The 21,514-nt window shown below is 67.1% G+C and carries 18 protein-coding genes and 1 tRNA gene; 10 read left to right on the top strand and 9 right to left on the bottom strand.

All coding sequences use genetic code 11. The features are described 5' to 3' along the window. Position 1: 1 nt before the first annotated feature. The 3 genes from RPR59_RS03845 to RPR59_RS03835 all read right to left on the bottom strand — a co-directional run bounded on the left by RPR59_RS03845 (position 2) and on the right by RPR59_RS03835 (position 2,756). Entirely contained in the window at positions 2–997 is a 996-nt protein-coding gene (locus tag RPR59_RS03845; RefSeq protein WP_313916840.1) for a cation diffusion facilitator family transporter, read from the bottom strand. A 48-nt stretch (positions 998–1,045) separates the two neighbouring features. After that, on the bottom strand, positions 1,046–1,339 hold the full coding sequence (locus RPR59_RS03840) for a hypothetical protein (protein ID WP_313916838.1): 294 nt from the start codon (positions 1,337–1,339) through the stop codon (positions 1,046–1,048). Positions 1,340–2,003: 664 nt separating this feature from the next. Continuing rightward, positions 2,004–2,756: a Bax inhibitor-1/YccA family protein gene (locus RPR59_RS03835; RefSeq protein ID WP_313916836.1), complete on the bottom strand. Its 753-nt coding sequence runs from the start codon at positions 2,754–2,756 to the stop codon at positions 2,004–2,006. A gap of 122 nt (positions 2,757–2,878) precedes the next feature. Here RPR59_RS03835 and thpR point away from each other — a divergent pair, with 122 nt between their 5' ends. The 5 genes from thpR to RPR59_RS03810 all read left to right on the top strand — a co-directional run bounded on the left by thpR (position 2,879) and on the right by RPR59_RS03810 (position 6,825). Beyond that, positions 2,879–3,415, top strand: a complete 537-nt coding sequence (gene thpR / locus RPR59_RS03830) for an RNA 2',3'-cyclic phosphodiesterase (RefSeq protein ID WP_313916834.1) — start codon at positions 2,879–2,881, stop codon at positions 3,413–3,415. Between the two features lie 885 nt (positions 3,416–4,300). Then, a complete protein-coding gene (locus RPR59_RS03825) occupies positions 4,301–4,630 on the top strand; it encodes a glycine zipper 2TM domain-containing protein (protein WP_313916832.1) in 330 nt (109 codons plus the stop codon). A gap of 55 nt (positions 4,631–4,685) precedes the next feature. Then, positions 4,686–5,072 (top strand): glycine zipper 2TM domain-containing protein, encoded by a 387-nt coding sequence (locus RPR59_RS03820; RefSeq protein WP_313916830.1) that lies wholly within the window; start codon positions 4,686–4,688, stop codon positions 5,070–5,072. Positions 5,073–5,079: 7 nt separating this feature from the next. Next, positions 5,080–5,508: an OsmC family protein gene (locus RPR59_RS03815; RefSeq protein WP_313916828.1), complete on the top strand. Its 429-nt coding sequence runs from the start codon at positions 5,080–5,082 to the stop codon at positions 5,506–5,508. A 147-nt stretch (positions 5,509–5,655) separates the two neighbouring features. Next, positions 5,656–6,825: a glycosyltransferase gene (locus tag RPR59_RS03810; RefSeq protein ID WP_313916826.1), complete on the top strand. Its 1,170-nt coding sequence runs from the start codon at positions 5,656–5,658 to the stop codon at positions 6,823–6,825. A gap of 316 nt (positions 6,826–7,141) precedes the next feature. On the opposite strand, the gene RPR59_RS03805 is transcribed toward RPR59_RS03810, so the two are convergent. From RPR59_RS03805 to yajC, 4 genes are read right to left on the bottom strand one after another with little or no spacing between them, the layout of a single operon-like run. Continuing rightward, positions 7,142–7,516 (bottom strand): Mth938-like domain-containing protein, encoded by a 375-nt coding sequence (locus tag RPR59_RS03805; RefSeq protein WP_313916823.1) that lies wholly within the window; start codon positions 7,514–7,516, stop codon positions 7,142–7,144. Further along, positions 7,516–8,484: a protein translocase subunit SecF gene (gene secF, locus RPR59_RS03800; protein WP_313916821.1), complete on the bottom strand. Its 969-nt coding sequence runs from the start codon at positions 8,482–8,484 to the stop codon at positions 7,516–7,518. Before secF ends, RPR59_RS03805 begins: the two co-directional genes overlap by 1 nt. Before the next feature lie 8 nt (positions 8,485–8,492). After that, positions 8,493–10,085 carry a protein translocase subunit SecD gene (gene secD, locus RPR59_RS03795; protein WP_313916819.1) on the bottom strand — a complete coding sequence of 531 codons (1,593 nt, stop codon included), beginning with the start codon at positions 10,083–10,085 and terminating at the stop codon, positions 8,493–8,495. Next, positions 10,085–10,426, bottom strand: coding sequence for a preprotein translocase subunit YajC (gene yajC, locus RPR59_RS03790; RefSeq protein ID WP_313916816.1), 342 nt, complete (start codon positions 10,424–10,426; stop codon positions 10,085–10,087). Before yajC ends, secD begins: the two co-directional genes overlap by 1 nt. Positions 10,427–10,575: 149 nt before the next feature. Between yajC and RPR59_RS03785 the strand changes: the two genes are divergently transcribed. Both RPR59_RS03785 and RPR59_RS03780 read left to right on the top strand, forming a co-directional pair. Beyond that, positions 10,576–10,652 (top strand) — tRNA-Pro (locus RPR59_RS03785). A 106-nt stretch (positions 10,653–10,758) separates the two neighbouring features. Continuing rightward, positions 10,759–12,489 (top strand): GGDEF domain-containing protein, encoded by a 1,731-nt coding sequence (locus RPR59_RS03780; RefSeq protein ID WP_313916814.1) that lies wholly within the window; start codon positions 10,759–10,761, stop codon positions 12,487–12,489. Positions 12,490–12,499: 10 nt separating this feature from the next. Here RPR59_RS03780 and RPR59_RS03775 read toward each other — a convergent pair whose 3' ends face one another. Continuing rightward, positions 12,500–14,560 (bottom strand): S9 family peptidase, encoded by a 2,061-nt coding sequence (locus RPR59_RS03775; RefSeq protein WP_313916812.1) that lies wholly within the window; start codon positions 14,558–14,560, stop codon positions 12,500–12,502. Between the two features lie 131 nt (positions 14,561–14,691). On the opposite strand from RPR59_RS03775, the gene RPR59_RS03770 reads away from it, so the two are divergent. Together RPR59_RS03770 and RPR59_RS03765 are read left to right on the top strand one after the other, a co-directional pair. Further along, a complete protein-coding gene (locus RPR59_RS03770) occupies positions 14,692–15,111 on the top strand; it encodes a hypothetical protein (RefSeq protein WP_313916810.1) in 420 nt (139 codons plus the stop codon). Continuing rightward, a complete protein-coding gene (locus RPR59_RS03765) occupies positions 15,108–16,400 on the top strand; it encodes a PQQ-dependent sugar dehydrogenase (RefSeq protein WP_313916808.1) in 1,293 nt (430 codons plus the stop codon). The genes RPR59_RS03770 and RPR59_RS03765 overlap by 4 nt, the downstream gene beginning before the upstream one ends. Before the next feature lie 131 nt (positions 16,401–16,531). Here RPR59_RS03765 and katG read toward each other — a convergent pair whose 3' ends face one another. Continuing rightward, positions 16,532–18,760, bottom strand: a complete 2,229-nt coding sequence (katG, locus tag RPR59_RS03760) for a catalase/peroxidase HPI (protein WP_313916807.1) — start codon at positions 18,758–18,760, stop codon at positions 16,532–16,534. 239 nt (positions 18,761–18,999) lie between these two features. Between katG and RPR59_RS03755 the strand changes: the two genes are divergently transcribed. Beyond that, positions 19,000–21,393, top strand: coding sequence for a hypothetical protein (locus RPR59_RS03755; protein WP_313916805.1), 2,394 nt, complete (start codon positions 19,000–19,002; stop codon positions 21,391–21,393). Positions 21,394–21,514 lie beyond the last annotated feature (121 nt).

The following is a 21,514-nucleotide window of genomic DNA, read 5'->3' as shown; positions in this document are numbered from 1 at the left end:
GTCAGGCGGGGGCCGCCCGGTCGGTGTCGCGACCGTTCAGCCCGTCGCCGGCATCTTCGTGCCGCATGGTGTCCTGCGCCTTTTCCGGCCGGATATAGATGGACGCCAGGCGCGGCACGGCCTCGCGAAGCCTGTCCTCGATATCCCCGATAATGCCCTCGGCGCGACCCATGGGAATCGAATCCTCGAAATCGGCGCTCACCGCGACGAAGACGTCCTCCGGCGCGATATGGATGGTGCGGACGTGGTTCACCCGCGTCACCGCATCGTGCGCGCCGACGATCTCGCGGATGCGGCGAAGAGTCTCAGCGTCGGCCGGTTCGCCGATCAGCAGCCCCTTTGCCTCCCGTGCCAGCAGCACCGCGACCAGCGCCAGGATACAGCCAATCACGACCGACGCCACACCGTCCAGCACCGGCATGTCGAGGACGTGGCTCGCCCACACGCCCAGCGCCGCCACGGCCAGTCCGGCCAGCGCGGCCGAATCCTCGAACAACACGATGAAGCCGCTGGGGTCCTTCGATTCGCGGATGGCCCGCCACCAGCCTGCATCGCCCTTGGATCGGGAGAATTCGCGCACCGCGGTCATCCAGGAAGCGCCCTCCAGCACCGCTGCGACGCCCAGGACGATATAGCTGATGGTGGCGCTGCGAAGCGCCTCCGGGTCCTGGATATGGACATAGCCTTCGTATATGGAAAAGGCCGCCCCCGCCGCGAAGATCAGGATCGCGACGACGAAGCTCCAGAAATACAGCTCGCGGCCATAGCCGAAGGGGCGCCGCCTGTCCGGCGGCCGTTTCGCCCGGTGCTCGCCATATAGCAGTAGCACCTGGTTGCCGCTGTCGACAACCGAGTGCAGCCCCTCCGTCAACATCGAAGAGGAGCCGGAGATGCCGGCCGCCACGAACTTGGCGATGGCGATGCCGATATTGGCCGCCAGCGCCGCATAGATGACGATATGCTCCTTCCAGCCCTCGCCACCTCTCCTAGCCGCCATGAACGCGCTCCGGTCCTCTCGGGTGGTCGCCGTCCGTGGCGGCCACGCTCACTCCTTGTCTTGCCGGCGCTTGCGCTCTGCCTCCGCATCATAGCCCGAAGACGGTGCCGGGCCGTGGCGGTGCACCGGCTGCGTCGTCGCCGGCGGGTCGGAGGCATCCATCGATTCCTCCACGGCCTCGTCCAGGCGGGCCTCCTTGCTTTCGGGATTGCGCTCCAGCCGTTCCTCTATCGACGTTTCCTTGCGGCGCTTGTCCGCCTGCTCGTCGCTCTCCGGCTCCGGCGGGGTGACGGACATGCCGTCCTTCGCCCGGTCATCGATTCCCGTCTTGTCGTCGGCCATTGTCGTCCCTCTCGAATGGGTTTCCCCGATAACGGCTGGCGCCCATCCACGTTCCCAAAGCGGATACGAAACGAACGGCCCTCCGATCGCCGGACGCTGCCACCCGGTTGAAAGCGCTCGCCTCCAATCCTCCCCCGCTGGGGGAGGGGGACCATGCGCAGCATGGAGGGGTATCGCGGTGCCCCTGTCTGCACTGAGCATGACCATCGCTGCCGGGGCTACCGAGGCATCCCTCCACCGCCCACGGCGGTCCCCTTCCCTTTCAGGAGACTTCTGTAAAAGGCGCGAAACGGAAGCCTAATTCGTCATGCTGAACTTGTTTCAGCATCCACTTTGCTGCAATATCAAACGCTTAAGCCAAGCGGCTCGGTGAACCCGGCCTCCGCCGGGGAGACGAGAATGGGTTTCGCAGAGGCATCCTGAAAAGGGAGGAGACCGAGGACTCACGGCCGCGCCGGCTTATGTCGAGAGGAACACCTCCCCTCCCTTTCAAGGAAGGGGACCGAGGGGTGGGTCCGGCAAAGCCGAGGCTCGATGCCTCGACGTTGCTTTATCCGCCGTTGAAGCTCGTTTCGACACCCATCCCGCCACACCGGCCCTCCACGAAAAAGGGCCGGCAGGTCGCCCCGCCGGCCCTTCGTCGTCTTGAACTTCCCGTTCGGGATCAGCTCCTGCTGTTGCCCATCAGGCGGAGCAGGAACAGGAACATGTTGATGAAGTCGAGATAGAGGCTCAGCGCGCCCATGATCACGACCTTGCCCATCATCTCGGTGCCCGCGACATGGGCGTACATGCTCTTGATCTTCTGCGTGTCATAGGCGGTGAGCCCGGCGAAGATCAGCACGCCCAGCATGGAGATCACCAGGCCCATCGTGCCCGACTGAAAGAAGAAGGCGTTGAGCAGCATCGCCACGATCAGGCCGACCAGTCCCATGATCAGGAAGGTGCCGAGGCCCGACAGATCCTTCTTCGTCGTATAGCCGTACAGGCTGAGCCCGGCGAAGCCGGCGGCGGTCGCGAAGAACGCCTGGGCAATCGACGTGCCGGTATAGACCAGGAAAATGGTCGACAGCGACAGCCCCATCAGCACCGCGAAGCCCCAATAGAGCATCTGCAGCGTCGATGTCTTCATCCGGGCCTGGCCGAAGCTCATCGCGAAGACGATGCCAAGCGGCGCCAGCATTACGATCCAGCCCAGCACCGACGTGCCGCCGGTGGCCGGGTTGAACAGCGATGCGGCCGCGCCGCTCATCGCGAAGAACATCGCGACGATGCCGGTCAGCAGCACGCCCGACGCCATGTAGTTGTAAACCGAAAGCATATAGGACCGCAGCCCCGCATCATACGCGTCGGAGCGCGTATCTGCGCCCGTCGCATAACGTGCGGCGGTCGTCCGGGGATCAGACCAGTTTGCCATCTTGAACTCCTTTGCCCGACAACGGTGCCGGTTGGGTGTAATATCGGCCCGCAGGCATGTTATTTCAAGCGAAACCGGGACCGCCCGATTGTTACATATTGTTGCTGACAAGGAGCATTCGCATGCACCGCCTGTTCGTCGGATTGCGGCCGCCGCGCGCCATGCGCGAACGATTGCTGGCCGTCATGGGCGGCATCGAAAACGCGCGCTGGCAATCGGCCGAACAGCTCCATTGCACGCTGCGCTTCATCGGCGAGGTCGAGCGCCCGCTGGCCGAAGACATCGCGGCGGGCCTGGGGCACGTCCGTTTTCCGTCCTTCGACCTGGCGCTCGCCGGGATCGGCCAGTTCGGCCCGCCCGATCGTCCCCGCGCGCTCTGGGCCGGGCTCGGGCCGACGCACCGGGTGGCCGAACTGCATCGCAAGATCGACCGCCGCCTGGTCGAACTCGGGCTGGAGACGGAGCGTCGCGCCTATCTCCCGCACATCACGCTGGCACGGTTGAACAGCACGAGCAGCTCGACCAGCCGCTTTCGCGAGGAACATGCCGGGCTCGAGTCGCCGCCCCTGCCCTTTCACCATTTCCTGCTCTATCGCAGCACGCTGGGCAGCGAAGGCGCGAGCTACGAAGCAATCGCCCGCTATCCCCTGCGCGACTAGAGGCGAACGCTTTCGGTTTTGCGATCAGCCTGAACTTTCCCGGAAATTCGGAATCCGGTGTCCCCGCCACTCCAGGCTGGGCTCCCGCCTTCGCGGTAAGGTGCGCGGGAGTATAAAAAAGGGCCGCCCGCAGAGTCCGGCACAACGCAGAGTCCGGGACAACATTGCCTCTAACCGCGCGCCCGTCACCGCCGGACGTAAAAGGGGGGCCGGCATCGCTGCCAGCCCCCCATGTCGCCGGCTTTCGCGGGCACGCGGTTCCGGGGAACCCCTCGTCCATCGGCGGCATCACACGGTCCGCGCCGGCAAGGGCTGACGAACCGCATGTCGGTCACCGGGGCCGGAAACGTCTTCGCCCCAGGGCGAGGCGCGCTTTCGACCTCGGCGGCCTGCTTCGCCCGGACCGGAATCCGGGTTCCGCACCACGCTGCCTTCACCGAAACGAAGGTCGGCGCGTTCGGGCGGCCTTGCCTATCGGTTACTCGCGATCTTCGCCGAAGCTGGATCGCGCTTCACCGAGCGTCTCAGACCGTCCGTACGTCCACGACCTGCGGTTTCCAAAGGCACCTGCACGCCGCTTCCGCATTGCAACCTTCTGTTTCCCCGGCAATTTCTCGCCTCGGATCCGTCCGGCTACCAGCAGATCGTGACTCCGCCACGCGAGTCGCTCCAAGCACAAAGAACATAGCGGCACTGTTGATAACGTGGATATCGTGGAAAGATCCGCACCGCCCGGCATTTTCGCCCCTTTCCTGCCATAGCGCTCCGCCGCCGGTGCGCTGCCACGCCTTGCGGCGGCCCGCGTCCCTTCCTGTCGTTTCGTTCATGAAACTCTCCGGCGGTCCGGTCGTTCATCCCCACGTTCAGCGAAAGGTGGAGTAATCGATGCGTAATCTCGTCAGTGCGATCACGGCACTCTCTCTCGCGGTTCCCGCAGCCGCAATCCTGCCGGCGTCGCAGGCCGAAGCCGGGCCGCGCAAGCGGCACGATCACGGACGACACCACAAGTACAAGGAATGGAAGGGTCGCGACGGCCGCTATTACTGTCGCAAGCCGGACGGCACGACCGGCCTCGTCGTCGGCGGCGTGGCGGGTGCGCTTCTCGGCCGCACGATCGATACGGACGGCGACCGGACGGTGGGAACCGTCGCCGGCGCAGCGGCCGGCGCCCTCGCCGGACGCGAAATCGAACGCGGCGCCAGCCGCTGCAAGTAACGCCACTGCCGGCGGCAGTTATTCCCGCCGATAACAACGCAACAGGAGAAATATGATGAAGAACAAGCTTATGATCGCGGCCGGCGCCGCGGCGATGACGATGGTCGGCGGCTGCAGCCAATACGGTCTGGGCGGCGGCCTTGGTGGCGACACGGGCTATGGCAATGACGGTTATTACGACGCGTCGCGCTATTATCGCTCGGGCGACTATCAACCCCGCCCGCTCGACAAGAACGACGTGGTCTATCGCGGGTCCGATGGCCGCTATTACTGCAAGCGCGACGACGGCACGACGGGCCTGATCGTCGGCGGCCTGGCCGGCGGCGTGCTCGGCAACATCATCGCGCCGGGCGGTTCCAAGACGCTGGGCACGATCATCGGCGCTGCCGGCGGCGCGATCGCCGGCCAGCAGGTCGACAAGGGCGATGTGAAGTGCCAGTGAGGACAGCATGACGACCAGAACCGCCACCGCCCGCTATGAAGGCCTCGGCAAGGACGGGAAGGGTTTCGTGTCCACCCGGTCCGGCGTATTGCGCGATCAGAATTACGGGTTCACCACCCGGTTCGAGGACGAGCCGGGAACCAACCCGGAAGAACTGATCGCCGCCGCCCATGCGAGCTGCTTCACCATGGCCCTCAGCTTCGCGCTGGCGAAGGAAGGGTACGAGACCGGCACGCTGGAGACCGAGACGAAGGTGACGCTGGAAAAGGACGGCGACGGATTTTCCGTCACCCGGTCCGACCTCAAGCTGAAGGCGAAGGTCGACGGCATCGACGGGGATGCGTTCGCACGCATTGCCGAGGGTGCCAAGGCGAACTGCCCGATCTCCAAGCTTCTCAAGGCGGAAATCACGCTCGAGCACAGCCTCGACGCATAAACCGTGCCCGCCCGCCCGCGCGGCGGGTATGGCGAAATCGGCCGGCGCCGGGCGGGCGAAACCCGTTCGGCGCCGGTTTTTTGCCCAGCCGCGGCCGGGCCGATATGTCAGCGCGACATTAACCCTTGCGCCGCTAGAACCGAACGCATGATGCGGGTGCTGACGCTGTCGACGCTGTTCCCTGACGCGTCGCGACCCAATTTCGGGATCTTCGTCGAGCGCCAGACGCTCGGCCTCGCGGCGCGCGCCGATGTCGGGGTAGCCGTGGTCGCACCCGTCGGCCTGCCCCCCTTCCCGCTGTCGCGTCTTCCCCGCCATCGCGCGCTTGCCGGCCTGCCGACGAAGGAAAGCCGGAGCGGCCTGAACGTCTGGCGCCCACGCTTTCGCACGCTGCCGGGCACGGGCGGCCGGTTTCACGCGCCGGCGCTGCACCGCGCGCTCGTTCCGCTGCTCGATACGCTACGGGAGCGTTTTCCCTTCGACGTCATCGACGCCGAGTTCTTCTTCCCCGATGGCCCCGCCGCGATCGCGCTGGGACGGCGCTACGGCGTTCCCGTCTCGATCAAGGCGCGCGGCGCCGACATTCATCATTGGGGCCATGCCCCCGCGACGACCGCGCAGGTCGCCGCCGCCGCCCGCCGCGCCGATGGGATTCTCGCCGTGTCCGGCGCGATGGCGGACGATATCGCCGCATTGGGGCCGCCGCGCGAGCGCATCGCGGTTCACCGCACCGGCGTCGACCATCAACGCTTCGCTGCCGGCGACGGCGCGGCGCGGATCGGCCGACCGGCAGCGCCGCTGATCCTGTCGGTGGGCGCGCTGATCCCGCGCAAGGGGCACCACATCCTGGTCGACGCGCTGCTGCGCCTGCCGACGGCGCATCTGTGGATTGCCGGCGAGGGCGAGGATCGCCGCCGCCTGGCCGCGCGAATCGCCGCGCGCGGGCTGCAATCCCGGGTGCGGCTGCTGGGGGCGGTGCCGCATGCCGACCTGCCGCCCCTGTTCGCCGCCGCCGACGTGATGGCGCTCGCCTCGGCCTCCGAAGGGCTGGCCAATGCCTGGGTCGAGGCGCTGGCCAGCGGCACCCCGATCGTCATCACCGATGTCGGCGGCGCTCGCGAACTGCTCGCCAACGGCGATGCCGGCCGCATCGCGCCGCGCACGCCCAAAGGCTTCGCCGCCGCCATCGCCGACCTACTTGCCCGTCCTCCCGACGCCGAAAGCGTGCGGGCAGCGGCGGCGCCTTATAGCTGGCAGGCGAATGCAGAGGCGCTCCACGACCACCTGGCCCGGCTGGTGCGATCGCATCGCGGATAACGCGGGCTGGAAATCCTCCCCCGGCAGAGGGAGGGGGACCGCGCACAGCGCGGTGGAGGGGTATTCCGGCCGGCGGGGAAACCCCTCCGTCAGCCCTTCGGGCTGCCACCTCCCCTTTCAGGATTCCTCTGCGAAACCCATTCTCGTCTCTCCGGCGGAGGCCGGGTCCACCGAGCCGCTTAACTTAAGCGTTTGATATTACAGCCAGGTGGATGCTGGAACACGTTCAGCATGACGAAAGAGGCTTCCGTTTCGCGCCTTTTGCAGAGGCATCCTTTCAGGGAAGGAAACCGTCATCTCGACCGTTGGACCGCCTCTAATCCAGCGGGTAGAGCGCACCCGCGACCCAGCGCAATTCGGCGCGCAGCACGCCCCAGGCGCGCGCCGCGGCCCGGCTGTCCATCGGCTCGATGCCGATCCCGCGCGCCTCCAGCGCCGCTGTCAGCCGCGGCGGCGGCAGCAACATTTTCGCGCCGGTGCCGAGGATCAGGAATTCGGGCACCGGATCGAGCGCCAGGATCGGCGCCAGATCGTCCTCGCCCAGATCGGCGAGCGCGGGCGGATCCCAGCCGTCGGCGCGCTCGGGCGTGATCAGCAGGCCTTCGTACACGCCCTCGTCGACGCGGAAGCCGCGACCGACGATGCCGGTGATGATCGGCCCTTCGCCCCGTTCGTCGCGCGTGAAGCGCATCAGGGGCGTTCCCGGGGTGCCACCCGCTCGGCCCCCTTCGGCGATGCGGCCTCGCGCGGCACGAAGCTGTGCGTGCCGACCTTCAGCCAGATCAGGATCGGGTTGGCGATGTAGATGGACGAATAGGTGCCGATCAGGATGCCCAGCAGCATCGCCGAGGAAAAGCCGAAGATCACTTCCGGCCCCAGGACGACGAGCGTGGCAAGCGCGATGATCAGCGTCAGCGATGTGACGATGGTGCGCGCCAGCGTCTCGTTGGTCGACAGGTTCAGCAGCGGCGTGATGTCCATCTTGCGATATTTGCGCAGATTCTCGCGCACGCGGTCATAGACGACGATCGTGTCGTTCAGCGAATACCCGATGATCGTCAGCAGGGCGGCGATGATGTTCAGGTTGAATTCGAGCTGCGTCAGCGCGAAGAATCCCAGCGTGATGACGATGTCGTGGAACAGCGAGAACAGCGCGCCGATGCCGAACTGCCATTCGAACCGCACCCAGATGTAGATCGAGATCGCCAGCATCGCGAGGCCCAGCGCCAGCGCGCCCTTGCGGAACAGCTCTTGCGACACCTTGCCCGAAACCGCCTCGACCGAGCCGACATGCGCGCCGGGATAATTGTTCTCGATCAGCGCGCGCAGCCGCGTCGCCGCCCGGCTGGAGGCGCCTTCGTCGCCTTCCGGCACGGGCAGGCGGATCGACACCTCGTTGCTGTCGCCGAACTCCTGGATCGACGCCTCGCCCAGGCCCAGGCCGTTCACGCGCTCGCGAATGTCCTGCAACGGCACCTTCTTGGCAAAGGTCACACGCGCCATCTGGCCGCCTTCGAAGTCGATGCCGAAATTCAGGCCGCGCGTGCCGACCAGCACGATCGAACCGATCATCAGCGCCAGCGACAGGAACGCGGCGATGTGCCGCCAGCGCAGGAAGTCGATATTGGTGTTTTCGGGGACGAGTTTCAGCGGACGCATGGGCAACCTCAAATCACAAGCTCGCGCGGGCGGGTCTTCAGCCAGTTGGCCACCATCAACCGGGTGAAGGTGACGGCGGTGAAGACGCTCGTGACGATGCCGATGGTCAGCACCACCGCGAAGCCGCGGATCGGGCCGGACCCGAAGATGAACATGATGAACGCGGCGATCACGTTGGTGATGTTCGCATCGAAGATCGCCCGGCTGGCTTCCTTATAGCCGAACTCCACCGAATGCAGCACCGACCGGCCGCGCCGCTGTTCCTCGCGGATGCGTTCGTTGATCAGCACGTTGGCGTCCACCGCCGCGCCGATCGTCAGCACGAACCCGGCGATACCGGGCAGCGTCAGCGTCGCGTTGAAGATCGCCATGATGCCGATGATCATCAGGATGTTCACGATCAACGCCACGGTCGCGTACACGCCGAAGCGGAAATAGGTGATCAGCATGAAAACGATGACCGCCACCGTCGCAATGCCGGCCGCGAGCCCGCCCTTGCTGATCGAATCGGCGCCTAGTTCGGGGCTGATCGTCGACTGGTCGATCACCTTGAGCGGAATAGGCAGCTTGCCCGAGCGCAGCGCGATCGCGAGTTCGTTGGCCGATTCGACGGTGAATCCGCCCTCGATCATCGCGCTGCCGCCCAGGATCTGCGAATTGATCCGCGGCGCGGAGATGACGAGGTCGTCGACGATGATGGCGAAGCGCTTGCCGACATTGTCCTGCGTTGCGCGCGCGAAGCGCCGGCCGCCTTCGGAATTGAAATCCATGGTGACGATCGGCTGCCCCGTGGTCGGGCTGAACGCCTGGCGCGCATCGGTCAGCATGTCGCCGGAAATCAGCGTCGAACGGTCGAGCGCGATATTCTGCCCCGCTTCGGGATAGGGCAGCACCACGTCGCCGATGGGCGCATTGCCCTTGGCGACCATCGCCGGGTCGGCATTTTCGTCGACCATCTTGAATTCGAGCTTCGCGGTCTTGCCCAGCAGGTCCACCAGCGCTTTCGGGTCCTGCAGGCCCGGCACCTGGACGACGATGCGGTCGTCGCCCTGGCGCACGATGGTCGGCTCGCGCGTGCCGAGCGCGTTGATGCGCCGGTTCACATTCTCGCGCGCATCCTCCATCGCCTGGTCGAGCGCTTCGGACTGGCCGGCCTCGGTCGGGGTGATGACGAAGCGGGTCGAATCGACCACTTCGACATTCCATTCGCGCTGACCGCTCAGCCCCGCGCCGCTACCGGTGATCTCCAGCAACCGTTCGCGCGCGGCATCGACATCGTTGGCGTCGCGCACCATGAAGGTGACGCGTCCCTCGCGCGAGGAAATGTCGCCGATCGCGATGCGCGGGTCCTTGCGCATCGCCTCGGCGACCGAATCGCGCATCCGCTCCAGCCGGTCGCTCTGCAACTGGTCGCGGTCGCCCTCGAGCAGGATATAGCTGCCGCCGGCAAGGTCGAGGCCCAGGTTGACGGACGGGGTGGGGACCCAGGACGGCCACTGCGCGCGCACATTTTCGGGCACGAAGCTGGGGATCGCGAACAGGATCGCAACCAGGATCGCGGCGAAGACGCCCCAGACCTTCCAGCGCGGAAAATCGAGCATCAGTCGTTCGCCGGCTTGCCACCGCCGGCGGGCGAGACCTCGCTGAGCGTGGATTTCACGACCCGCACCTTCGTACCGGCCGCGATCTCGACCTCGACGAATTTTTCCTCGACCTTCGTCACCTTGCCGACCAGGCCGCCGGCCGTGACCACCTGATCACCCTTCTTCACCGCGGCAATAGCGTCCTGAAGCTGGCGCATGCGCTTTTGCTGCGGCCGGATCATCAGGAACCAGAAAGCGACGAAAATGAGGATCAGCGGCAGGAAGCCGACGATCCCGCCAAGGATTCCGCCGCCACCTGCGGCTCCGGCGGTCTGGGCATAGGCTGGGGTTGCGAACATTGTTTCCTGAACGGTCAAGTGGGAGCGGGACCGAAACGGCCCCGGCGTCAAGCGCCGCGCGCTATCACTTAGCCGCCTTTCGCGCAACTATTCGCGAGCCGGCTTGCATCCGCGCGCCACAGCGCATAGATGCGGCGCCACCTTGGTTTCGGGACGTAGCGCAGCCTGGTAGCGCATCACACTGGGGGTGTGGGGGTCGCTGGTTCGAATCCAGTCGTCCCGACCAAGGATTTCTGCCCCGTCCACAACGCGAAACCGTCCTGCGCGGCCGGTAAGCGTTTGCTCACCAAAGCGTGGCATTACAGGCGGCGATGGTGGAGGGAAGAAGAACGATGCGCGGCGCGTCAGCGATCGCGTTTTGCCTGCTGTTCGGCGCGATTCTCCTTGTCCGGCCGACGGATGCCGGGGCGAAGCCGCTGCAACTGAACCGGTCGCTGTGCCACGCCGTCACCGCACTCGACCACGACGACACCCCGCCGGCCGGGCGCCGCTTTTCGTGCACCGGCGAACCATCCGGCTATCAGCAGCAGAGCCTGTGGCTACGCCTCGATCCGGCGCGAGCCGGCCTCGACCCCGACGATCTGACGCTGATGATCCACCAGACGCGCTTCGACCGGGCCGTCCTGGTGTTTCGCTATGCCGACGGCACGGTCGTGCGGCAGCAGGTCGTCGGCGGAGATTTCGGTTCGCACTGGCGCGCCGGCGGACAGGTCGCGTTCGAGGCGCCGCAGCGCGCCGCCCCGGTGCGCGCCGCCACGATCCGCTTCGACAAGCTCGCCAGCCACCGCCTGCTGCGCATCCGTGCCGCCACGAGCGGCGCGGCCGAGGTACAGTCGGCCTCGCTCGCCATGCTGATCGGCGCGGCGCTCACGCTGCTTCTGATCGGCGTGCTCTACAATGTCTCGCTGGCCATCGCGGTCCGGCGCCGCTTTCTCGCCTGGCATGCCGGCTGGGCCGCATCGGTCCTGATCTGGGGCTTTCTCTGGTCGCAACTGGTTCTGGTGCTCGCCCCCGGTCTTGCCGGCACGGCCAGCGCGCAGACCTGCACCTTCCTCGCCTGCCTGGCGGTGACGCTCGCGACGATCAGCGCGGTTTCCCCCTTCGACTCGCATCACCTTCCCCGGATCGCGCGGATGTCGACGCTGGCGCTCGGCCTGGCGGTGGGGCTGATCGGCATTCCCGCCGCTCTGGTGCGCGGGCCCGCGATCGGGCCGCTGGGGGCGGTGCTGGGCGTACTCGTGCTGGCCGATCTGCTCGCCGTCGCTGTCTGCCTGGCCTGCGCGTGGCGCCGGGGCAGCGCGGAGGCGCGTGACCTCGCCGCGGCCTGGTCCGTGCCGATGGCGGCGCTCGGCCTCACCCAGTTCGTCGACGTCGAATCCACGCTGTGGGGCGGCGGATCGCAGCTTCTGGTGCTGTTCGCATCGGCCTGGCAGACGCTGTGGCTGTCGATCGCAGCGACGCGACGGCTGGCGCGCCTGCGGATCGAGCGCGACCGCGCCCGCGCCGCCGAGGCCCGCGCCAGCGAACTCGCCAGCCGCGATCCGCTGACCGGCCTCAACAACCGCCGCGGCTTTTTCGAGCGTATCGCGCCCTTGCTCGACCGGGCGCAGGCGGACGCGACGCCGCTCGCCCTGCTGGTGCTGGATATCGACCGGTTCAAGGCGATCAACGACGTCCACGGCCACGACACGGGCGACGCGGTGATCGTGACCATCGCCGAGCGGCTTTCGCGGTGGGACGGGCCGATGTGCGTCACCGCGCGGCTGGGCGGAGAGGAATTCGCGCTGATGATCGCCGGGCTGAGCGGCTTCGCACTGGCGCACTTCGCCGACAATGTCCGGCGTGAGATCGCGGCGTGCGACCATCAGGCGCTGGTCGGCAGCCAGCGCGTCACCGTCAGCATCGGCGTGGCAACGGCAGGGCCGGCGGCGCGCGATTTCCAGCAACTCTATCAGCGCGCCGACGGCGCCCTGTACGCGGCCAAGCAGAACGGCCGCGATCGCGTCGTCCACGCGCGGCCGGAGGACCGGATCGCCACCGAGCCGTTGCTCGCCAACCGCTAAACGCGGTGCGCTACTGCGCCACGCCCAACTGCCACAGCACGAACGCCATGTCCTCGGCCCCTTCGCGCAGCGCCTGCCAGCGGCCCGATTTGCCGCCATGCCCCGCGCCCATATTGGTCTTCAGCACCAGCACATTGTCGTCGGTCTTGACGCTGCGCAGCTTCGCCGTCCATTTCGCCGGCTCCCAATAGGTCACGCGCGGATCGTTCAGCCCGCCGGAAATGAACATCGGCGGATACTCCTGCGGCCGCACATTGTCATAGGGGCTGTACGACCGGATCAGATCGAACGCCGCCTTGTCCTCGATCGGATTGCCCCATTCGGGCCATTCCCCCGGCGTCAGCGGCAGCGTCTCGTCCAGCATGGTGTTCAGCACGTCGACGAAAGGCACGTCGGCCACGACCACGCCCCAAAGCTCCGGGTTGGAGTTGACCACCGCGCCCATCAGCTCGCCGCCCGCCGAACCGCCGCTGATCGCGATATTGCCGGCCGAGGTATAGCCGCGCGCGATCAATCCTTTCGCCACGTCGACGAAGTCGTGGAACGTGTTGGTTCGCTTTTCCAGCTTGCCGTCGTGATACCATTGCTGGCCCAGGTCGTCGCCGCCGCGGATATGCGCGATCGCGAACGCCATGCCACGGTCGAGATAGCTCATCCGCCCGGTGGAAAAGCCCGGCGGCATGGCGATGCCGTAGGCGCCATAGGCATAGAGGTACAGCTTGCCCGTCCCGTCCATCGGATAATCCTTGGGATAGACGATCGAGCACGGCACCTCGGTCCCGTCGCGCGCGGTGATCGTCAGCCGTTCGGTACGATAGTTCGCCGGGTCGTATCCGCTCGGGATCTCCTGGACCTTCAGCGTCTCCAGCTCGCCCGACGCGACATGATAGTCATAGACGGTCCCCGGCGTGACCATCGACTGATAGCCGATGCGGAGCCGGTCGACGTCATATTCGGCGATGCCGCCCAGCCCGGCGACGTAGCTCGCCTCCGGAAATACGATCCGCACCGGCGCGATTGCCGGGTCGTACCGGTGCAGTTCGATCTGATCGAGCCCGGTGTCGCGTCCTTCGACGACGAAGAAATCCTTAAAACAGGTGACGCCGGTCATATAGAACGTGTCCGACGGCGCGATCCGCTCGGTCCATTCTTGCGGGTTGCCGATCGGCGCGGTCACCAGCCGCCACATCGGATCGGTGTCGTTGGTGTGGATGAACAGCGTGCCTTCATGCTCGTCGACATCGTATTCGCGGCCGGTCTTGCGCGGCGCCACCAGGATCGGCTCGGCGGCGGGGTCGTCGGCGGGCAGCAGCCGCACCTCGCTCGTCGTGTGGTCGCCGGTCGCGATGATCAGCCATTTGCGCGACTGCGTCTCGCCGACATCGACGCGAAAGCCCTCGTCATCCTCGTGATACAGCTCGGCATCGTCTTGCGGATCGTCGCCCAGCCGGTGCCAGCGCGCATTGTCGGTGCGCCACTGCTCGTTGGCCAGGCAATAGAGGAACCCTCGCGAATCGCTCGTCCAGACGAGGTCGGACAGCGTGCCGGCGATCACATCGTCCAGCAAAGCGCCGGTCTCCAGGTCCTTCACCCGAACCTCGAACCGCTCGGACCCGTCGACATCGACGGCATAGGCCATCAGTCGCCCGTCGGGGCTGACCGACATGGTGCCGAGGCGGAAATATTCATGCGGCTCGGCCAGCGCGGGTTCGTCGAGGATCAGTTGCGCCTCGCCGCCGCCGACCGGCTTGCGCCACCATTTGCGATATTCGCCGCCGGTCTCGAACGCGGTCCAGTACAGCCAGCCGCCGTCCTTTTGCGGCACGGTGGCGTCGTCTTCCTTGATCCGCCCGCGCATCTCCCCGAACAACGTGTCGACCAGGTCGCGATGCGGCGCCATCACGCTCTCGAAATAGGCGTTCTCCGCCTCCAGATAGCCCAGTATCTCCTTGTCCGTGACCTTCGGATAGCCGGGGTCGCGCAGCCAGGCATAGGGATCTTCGATGCGCACGCCGTGGCGTTCATAGCTGTGGGCGTGGACGGGGGCGACGGGCGGTTTGGCTTCGGTCATGCCGACGCTCCTAACCGGATCGCCCCGCAGCGTCGAGCCGGCGCACGGCATCCCGACGGGGAACCACTGCCCCCGTCCCGACATTTCAGTGTGGTACGCCGGTACAGGGGCCGGCAGAAGGAAAGGCCAGCATGGCGATCAGATTCCACCGGGCGCGCGAACACGCACTCCATCCGCTTCACGCCGTCCTGCTCGGGGGCGCCTTCTCGCTGTTTCTGGGCACGGCGCTCAGCGATTTGGCCTATAACGCCAGCTATTTCATCCAATGGACGAACTTCGGATCCTGGATGAATGCCGGCGGGCTGGTCTTCGCCGGGCTGGCGCTCATCTGGGCGATCGTCGACCTCATCCGCTTCCGCGGCGCGACCGTGCCGTATTTCCTGGTACTGCTCGCGGCCTGGGTGCTCGGCTTCATCGGCTCGCTCGTCCATGCCAGGGACGCCTGGGGCGCGATGCCGGCCGCGCTGATCCTCTCGATCCTCACCACCCTGCTCGTGATCGCCGGGATCGTCATCGGCCTGATCGGCCTGCGGATGGGAGAACGCGCATGAAGACCGCCACCATTCTCGCCGCCGCCCTCCTGCCCGCTCTGCTCGCCGGATGCGGCGGCGGCGATGCCGACCAGGCGCACTACGGCCCCGACCCCAGACTGCCCAAGCCGCATCGCGGTCTCCTGCCCAACATGAAGATCGCCGATCCGGCCGGCTGGGGCGATCGGCGGCCGACCGTGCCGGACGGCTATACCGTCACCGCGATCGCCACCGATCTGAAGGTGCCGCGCCAGACGCTGGTGCTACCCAATGGCGACATCCTGGTCGCCGAGGGCAAGGGCGGTCACGAATCCACGCGCAATCCCAAGGATCTCGTCGCGGGCTATCTGAAGGCGAAGGGCACGACCTCGGTGAAGGGCGGCGATCGCCTCACCCTGCTGCGCGACGCGGACGGCGACGGTCGGTATGAGGGACGCTCGGTCTTCGCCGACAATCTCGACGCACCCTACGGCCTGGCGCTGATCGGCCACCAGCTCTACGTCGCCAACCAGGGCTCGCTGGTGCGCTTCCCCTATCGCGGCGGCGAGACGCGGGCCGCCGGCGCGCCGGTCAAGGTCACCGACCTGCCCTCGGAGATCAATCATCACTGGACCAAGGCGCTCACCGCCGGGCCGGACGGACGCTATCTCTATGTCGGTATCGGATCGAACAGCAACATCACCGAGAACGGGATGGCGGCCGAGGTCGAACGCGCCCGGATCTGGCAGGTCGATCCGCGCACCGGCTCGCACCGCACCTTCGCCACAGGCATCCGCAATCCCACCGCGCTGGCGATCGAGCCGCAGACGCGCGCGCTGTTCACCGTGGCGAACGAGCGCGACGAGCTGGGCTCGAACCTCGTTCCCGACTATCTGACCTCGGTGCGCGACGGGGCCTTTTACGGCTGGCCCTACAGCTATTGGGGCCAGCACGTCGATTCGCGGGTGAAGCCGCAGGACCCGCAAAAGGTCGCCGCGGCGATCGCACCGGACTATGCGCTGGGCAACCATGTCGCGCCGCTCGGCCTCGCCTTTTCGACGCCCGCCATGGGTCCGCGCTTCGCGAGCGGCGCCTTCGTCGGCGAGCATGGCAGTTGGAACCGCAGCGACCCGTCGGGCTACAAGGTGGTCTTCGTGCCCTTCCGCGACGGCCGCCCGGCCGGCAAGCCGGTCGATGTGGTGACGGGCTTCAGGGACGAAGGCGGAAAGACCTACGGCCGTCCGGTCGGCGTCACCGTCGATCCACGCGGCGCGCTGATCGTCGCGGACGACCTGTCCAACACCGTCTGGCGGATCGCGCCGGCCCGCTGACCGGCCTACCTCCCCTCCCGCTGCGCGGGAGGGGCCGGGGGAGGGCAAACTCCCCCTTCCACATCATTGACGGCAACCGGCCCTCCTGGAACCCCTCCCGCACGGCGGGAGGGCGAGCATTCAGGAACGGGTCAGGCGAGGTCGAACCGGTCGGCGTTCATCACCTTCACCCAGGCGGCGACGAAATCGGCCACGAACTTGTCGCCCGCATCGTCGGTCGCATAGACCTCCGAGATCGCGCGGAGCTGCGAGTTGGAACCGAACACCAGGTCGGTGCGCGTCGCCGTCCATTTCTCCTCGTCGGTCCGGCGGCAGGTGCCGACGAATTCCTCGTCGCCGGCCTCGTCCACTTCCTTCCACGCCGTGCCCATGTCGAGCAGATTGACGAAGAAATCGTTGGTGAGCTGCCCCGGCCGATCGGTGAAGACGCCGTGCCGCGATCCGCCATGATTGGCGCCGAGCACGCGCAGGCCGCCGACCAGCACCGTCATTTCCGGCGCGGACAGGCCCAGAAGCTGCGAACGATCGACCAGCAGCTCCTCAGTCGGCACGCTGAAGCGGACCGAAAGATAGTTGCGGAACCCGTCCGCCTTGGGCTCGAGCGGTTCGAAACTCTCCGCATCGGTCAGCTCGTCGGTCGTATCGACGCGGCCGGGGCTGAACGGAACCGTCACGTCATGTCCCGCCTCCTTCGCCGCCTTCTCGATCCCGACCGAGCCGCCGAGCACGATCAGATCGGCGATCGACACCTTCTTGCCGCCAGAGGCCGCACCATCGAAATCGGCCTTGATGCGCTCATAGACCTTGAGCACCTTGGCAAGTTCGGCCGGTTCGTTGACCTCCCAGTCCTTCTGCGGCGCCAGCCGGATGCGCGCGCCATTCGCCCCGCCGCGCTTGTCCGACCCGCGAAAGGTCGAGGCAGAAGCCCATGCCGTCTTTACGAGCTGTGCAACCGAAAGGCCCGAATCGGCGATCCGCTTCCTGAGTTCGGCCACGTCGGCGTCGCCGATCGGCATATAGTCCGCCTGCGGGATCGGGTCCTGCCAGATCAGGTCTTCATCGGGCACGTCAGGGCCGAGATAACGGACCTTCGGTCCCATGTCGCGGTGCGTCAGCTTGAACCAGGCACGCGCGAAGGCGTCGGCGAATTCTGCCGGGTTTTCGCGGAAATGCTCCATGATCCTGCGATATTGGGGATCGACCTTCATCGCCATGTCGGCGGTGGTCATCATCGTCGGCACCTTCGTGCCCGGCGTATGGGCCTTGGGCGCCTGGGTGTCCTCCGGATTGCCGACCGGCTGCCACTGCTGCGCGCCGGCCGGGCTCCTGACCAGTTCGTATTCATGGTCGAGCAGCATGTCGAAATAGCTCATGTCCCACGTGATGGGCGTGGGCGTCCACGAACCTTCCAGGCCGCTGGTGATGGTATGATCGCCGACGCCCGATTCGTGCCCCGACTGCCAGCCGAGGCCCTGCATCGCGATGTCCGCGCCCTCGGGCTCGGCGCCGACCTTGGACGCGTCGCCCGCACCGTGGCACTTGCCGAAAGTATGTCCGCCCGCGGTCAGCGCGACCGTCTCGTAATCGTTCATCGCCATGCGCGCGAAGGTCTCGCGGATGTCGCGGCCCGACTGTGCGGGATCGGGAACGCCGCCCGGTCCTTCGGGATTGACGTAGATCAGGCCCATCTGGATCGCGGCGAGCGGGTTTTCCAGCGCCCGGCCTTCTTCCTCGTGAATGCGGGTCAGGCTGCCTTCCTCACCGACCCATTCCTCTTCCGTGCCCCAATAGACGTCCTTTTCGGGCTCGAAGATGTCCTCGCGCCCGCCGGCGAAGCCGAAGATCGGGCCGCCCATCGATTCGATGGCGACGTTGCCGGCCAGGATCATCAGGTCGGCCCAGCTCAGGTTGCGGCCGTATTTCTTCTTGATCGGCCAGAGCAGGCGCCGCGCCTTGTCGAGATTGGCATTGTCCGGCCACGAATTGAGCGGAGCGAAGCGCTGATTGCCCGACGAAGCGCCGCCACGTCCGTCGCCGGTGCGATAGGTGCCGGCGGAGTGCCACGCCATGCGGATCAGGAACGGGCCGTAATGCCCGTAATCGGCCGGCCACCACGGCTGGCTGTCGGTCATCAGCGCGGTAAGGTCGCGCTTCACCGCGGCGAGGTCGAGCTGCTTGAACGCTTCCGCATAGTCGAAATCGTCGCCCATCGGATTGCCCGACAAGCCGTGCTGGTGGAGGATGTCGATCGAAAGCTGGTTCGGCCACCAGTCGCGGTTGGTGCGGCCCAGGAGCGACCGCGTCGCCTCCCGGTTCATCGGGCATCCGCCGCCGAGCGGGTCATTGGTCTTGGCGTCCATTTTCCGTCTCCTGGTTCCTCACGGGCATTTTCACCCCGATTCGACACCTGAAATGCTACGCCGCGTTTTCAATCGAGCGAAACGATTATGCTCGGTCAGTGACAATCAGGGAATCGATTGAACCCGGTGCGCCGCCCGGCGCGCGATTTTCGCCTCATTCCTGACACGCGCCCGCGGCAAGACCTCATTCCTGACACGCGCCCGCGGCAAGAGACGCGGCGGTTCGCAGAAGAGTATCCATGGTTCGCGTGACAAAGCTGCTCATTCCGCTCCTCGCGCTGCTCGGCCTCGCCGCGGGCCTGCCCGCCGCGCACGCCGGATCGGCGCCCTTCGACCTCGCGGGGCCACGGATCCGCGTTGCGGTGACGCATGACGGCATGACCCTGCCGATCGAATGGGTGCCCAATCTCGCACCCGGCGACCGTCTGTCGATCAAGCTCGACCTGCCCGAGGGGCAGCGCACCCGCTATCGCCTGATCGCCGCCTTTCTGCGCGGCGCGACCGATCGCCCCCCGCGCGACTGGTTCCACGATGCCGAAACGTGGGACGAGGACGAAAACCAGCTTTCGCTGGTCGTGCCCGCCGGTGCGAAACAGGCCGTCCTGTTCCTGATGCCGGAGGATGGCGGCGATTTCGACGCGGTGGTGGATATGGTGCGCGATCGCCCCGGCACCTTCGTCCGCGCGGTGCAGGAACTGAACCAGGCCGCGCTCGACCGCGCCCGGCTCGACGCCTTCCTGCGCGGCGTCCGCGCCGTGGAGCAACGCGATCCCACCCGCATCGACGACGCCTCCAAGGCGCTGACGCGCAGCCTGGCGATCCGGCTCGACGCCGCCTGCCTGCGCCAGCCCGTCGACCTGCAGGCCGCCTGCCTGACGCAGGACCGCGAATCGCTGCTGCTCGCCGACACGCACAGTTCGTCGCTCGCCTCGACGCTGGTGGGCGCGCCCACCGATCTCGCCCTGCAACTCAGCGCGACACCGCAGGGCGGTTATGGCTATTACAGCCCCTATATCGGGGTGGTCCGCGACATCTTCCGCATCTTCGGCGCGTTCGAGTCGACCCAGCTTCAATATATCCCGGCGCTCGCCCGCCTGCACGACGGTCGCGGCGGGCTGCTGCTCAATGCGCCTTTGTCCTTCGGAAAGCCGACCTCGGTGATGGTCGCCGCCCTGCCCGCGATCGAGCCGGCCAAGCCGCCGCCGTTGCGCCCGACGCATCCCGGCCGCCTGCTTTGCGCCGCGCCGGGCATGGCCCTGCCGGTCGACGGCGCGCCACTGGTCTTTGCCACCCGCTACGCCCGCGACATGGCGCTGCGATTGACCGGCAAGGGCGGCACCACCATCGACCTGCCGGTCGTCGCCGACGCCGAACGCGGTGGCTTCGTGCTGACCGGTACGCTCCCCTCCGACAAGCTCGCGCCCGATGTCGAGGCGCGACTCCACGGCAGATGGGGCTTCACGGCGTTCGACGGGCCACGCTTCACCTTGTCGAATCCGGCCGCCGGCGCGTGGCGGGCGGAGGGCAACACATCGCTCGTGGTCGGGCGCGACAACGGCCTGTCGCTGAACGGCGGCCCGGCGGGCTGCGTCTCGTCGGTCACGATGCGGCCGCAGGGCGGCTCGGCGCAACCCATCGCATGGTCGGCGACCGACGCCGGCCGCCTCACACTGACGCTGCCGCTGGGCAAGGCGAAGGCGGGGCCGGTGACGCTGCTGATCCATCAGACCGGCACCGATGCGCCGCAGACGGTGACGCTGCCCGCGACCGAGGAAGCCGCCGCGATCGACCGCCTGACGTTCCACGCCGGCGACCCGGCAGCGGTGCTGACGGGAACGCGGCTCGACCAGGTCGGGCAGGTGAAGCTCGGGCCAGTCATCTTCCGCCCCGACGGGCTGGAACGGGATGGCCGGCGCGACCGCCTGACGCTCGCGGCCGCAGATCCGGCGGCGGCGGCGGAGCTGGCCGCCGGGCAGCGCCTGACGGCCATCGTCGCCCTTGCCGGCGGGCGCGATCGCCAGCTCATGGCGACGATCGCGCCGCCGCGTGCGCGTGCCCGGATTCTCAGCCTTTCAACGCAGCGCGGCGCCGCGGGCGACACCCTGCCCGTCACGCTGAGCGCAGACGGCTTCGTACCCCAGGACGCGCGCCTGACCTTCGCCTTCCGCCTGACCGGCGACACGCCGCTCACCGGCCGCGAGACGATCGAGATCGCCGCCGCCGAAGGGGGCACCGCAACGGTCGCCGCCGGGAAGGGATATGACCTGCAGGACGCGCGAACCGGCATCGTGTCGATGATCCCCGCCGACGCGCTCGGCCCGATGACGAAAGGCGCGCTGCGCTTCCGCGTGCTGCGCGGTGATACGGCAAGCGCCTGGACGCCCCTGGCAACCGTCGTCCGCCTCCCCGCGATCAGCGCGATCGACTGCGACTCCGACAGACGTTGCACGCTCAGCGGAACGCGGCTGTTCCTGATCGAGGCGATCGCCACCGACCCGCGCCTGACGGATGCGGTCGCCGTTCCCGACGGCTTCACCGCCACCGCGATCCCCGTGCCGGCGACGAAGGACGGCCGGCTGTTCCTGAAACTGCGCGACGATCCGAACGCGATCGCGACGGTTCGCCGCCGATAGTGCTCCTGCGCGGTCAGGCGCACGGATATGACCACCGAGCGCCCCTGTCCCGCACGCGGCAAATCTGCCACAAGGCCTCCAAACGCCGTGGCGGCACTCCGGCTGCCGAAGGTTGCTGCCC

This window comes from Stakelama saccharophila, assembly GCF_032229225.1.
Classification (GTDB): Bacteria; Pseudomonadota; Alphaproteobacteria; order Sphingomonadales; family Sphingomonadaceae; genus Sphingomonas; species Sphingomonas saccharophila.
The sequence above is the reverse complement of the archived record's forward strand: the minus strand, read 5'-3'. Positions and strand labels throughout refer to the sequence as shown.

Excerpts from the sequence above, each read along its gene's own strand:
- secF (WP_313916821.1), bottom strand. The coding sequence starts at position 8,484 with ATGCGTCCGCTGAAACTCGTCCCCGAAAACACCAATATCGACTTCCTG.
- RPR59_RS03780 (WP_313916814.1), top strand. The coding sequence starts at position 10,759 with ATGCGCGGCGCGTCAGCGATCGCGTTTTGCCTGCTGTTCGGCGCGATT.
- RPR59_RS03755 (WP_313916805.1), top strand. The coding sequence starts at position 19,000 with ATGGTTCGCGTGACAAAGCTGCTCATTCCGCTCCTCGCGCTGCTCGGC.
- RPR59_RS03820 (WP_313916830.1), top strand. The coding sequence starts at position 4,686 with ATGAAGAACAAGCTTATGATCGCGGCCGGCGCCGCGGCGATGACGATG.
- RPR59_RS03805 (WP_313916823.1), bottom strand. The coding sequence starts at position 7,516 with ATGCGCTTCACGCGCGACGAACGGGGCGAAGGGCCGATCATCACCGGC.
- RPR59_RS03845 (WP_313916840.1), bottom strand. The coding sequence starts at position 997 with ATGGCGGCTAGGAGAGGTGGCGAGGGCTGGAAGGAGCATATCGTCATC.
- RPR59_RS03810 (WP_313916826.1), top strand. The coding sequence starts at position 5,656 with ATGATGCGGGTGCTGACGCTGTCGACGCTGTTCCCTGACGCGTCGCGA.
- RPR59_RS03770 (WP_313916810.1), top strand. The coding sequence starts at position 14,692 with ATGGCGATCAGATTCCACCGGGCGCGCGAACACGCACTCCATCCGCTT.
- RPR59_RS03775 (WP_313916812.1), bottom strand. The coding sequence starts at position 14,560 with ATGACCGAAGCCAAACCGCCCGTCGCCCCCGTCCACGCCCACAGCTAT.
- secD (WP_313916819.1), bottom strand. The coding sequence starts at position 10,085 with ATGCTCGATTTTCCGCGCTGGAAGGTCTGGGGCGTCTTCGCCGCGATC.
- katG (WP_313916807.1), bottom strand. The coding sequence starts at position 18,760 with ATGGACGCCAAGACCAATGACCCGCTCGGCGGCGGATGCCCGATGAAC.
- RPR59_RS03765 (WP_313916808.1), top strand. The coding sequence starts at position 15,108 with ATGAAGACCGCCACCATTCTCGCCGCCGCCCTCCTGCCCGCTCTGCTC.
- thpR (WP_313916834.1), top strand. The coding sequence starts at position 2,879 with ATGCACCGCCTGTTCGTCGGATTGCGGCCGCCGCGCGCCATGCGCGAA.
- RPR59_RS03835 (WP_313916836.1), bottom strand. The coding sequence starts at position 2,756 with ATGGCAAACTGGTCTGATCCCCGGACGACCGCCGCACGTTATGCGACG.
- RPR59_RS03825 (WP_313916832.1), top strand. The coding sequence starts at position 4,301 with ATGCGTAATCTCGTCAGTGCGATCACGGCACTCTCTCTCGCGGTTCCC.
- RPR59_RS03815 (WP_313916828.1), top strand. The coding sequence starts at position 5,080 with ATGACGACCAGAACCGCCACCGCCCGCTATGAAGGCCTCGGCAAGGAC.
- yajC (WP_313916816.1), bottom strand. The coding sequence starts at position 10,426 with ATGTTCGCAACCCCAGCCTATGCCCAGACCGCCGGAGCCGCAGGTGGC.
- RPR59_RS03840 (WP_313916838.1), bottom strand. The coding sequence starts at position 1,339 with ATGGCCGACGACAAGACGGGAATCGATGACCGGGCGAAGGACGGCATG.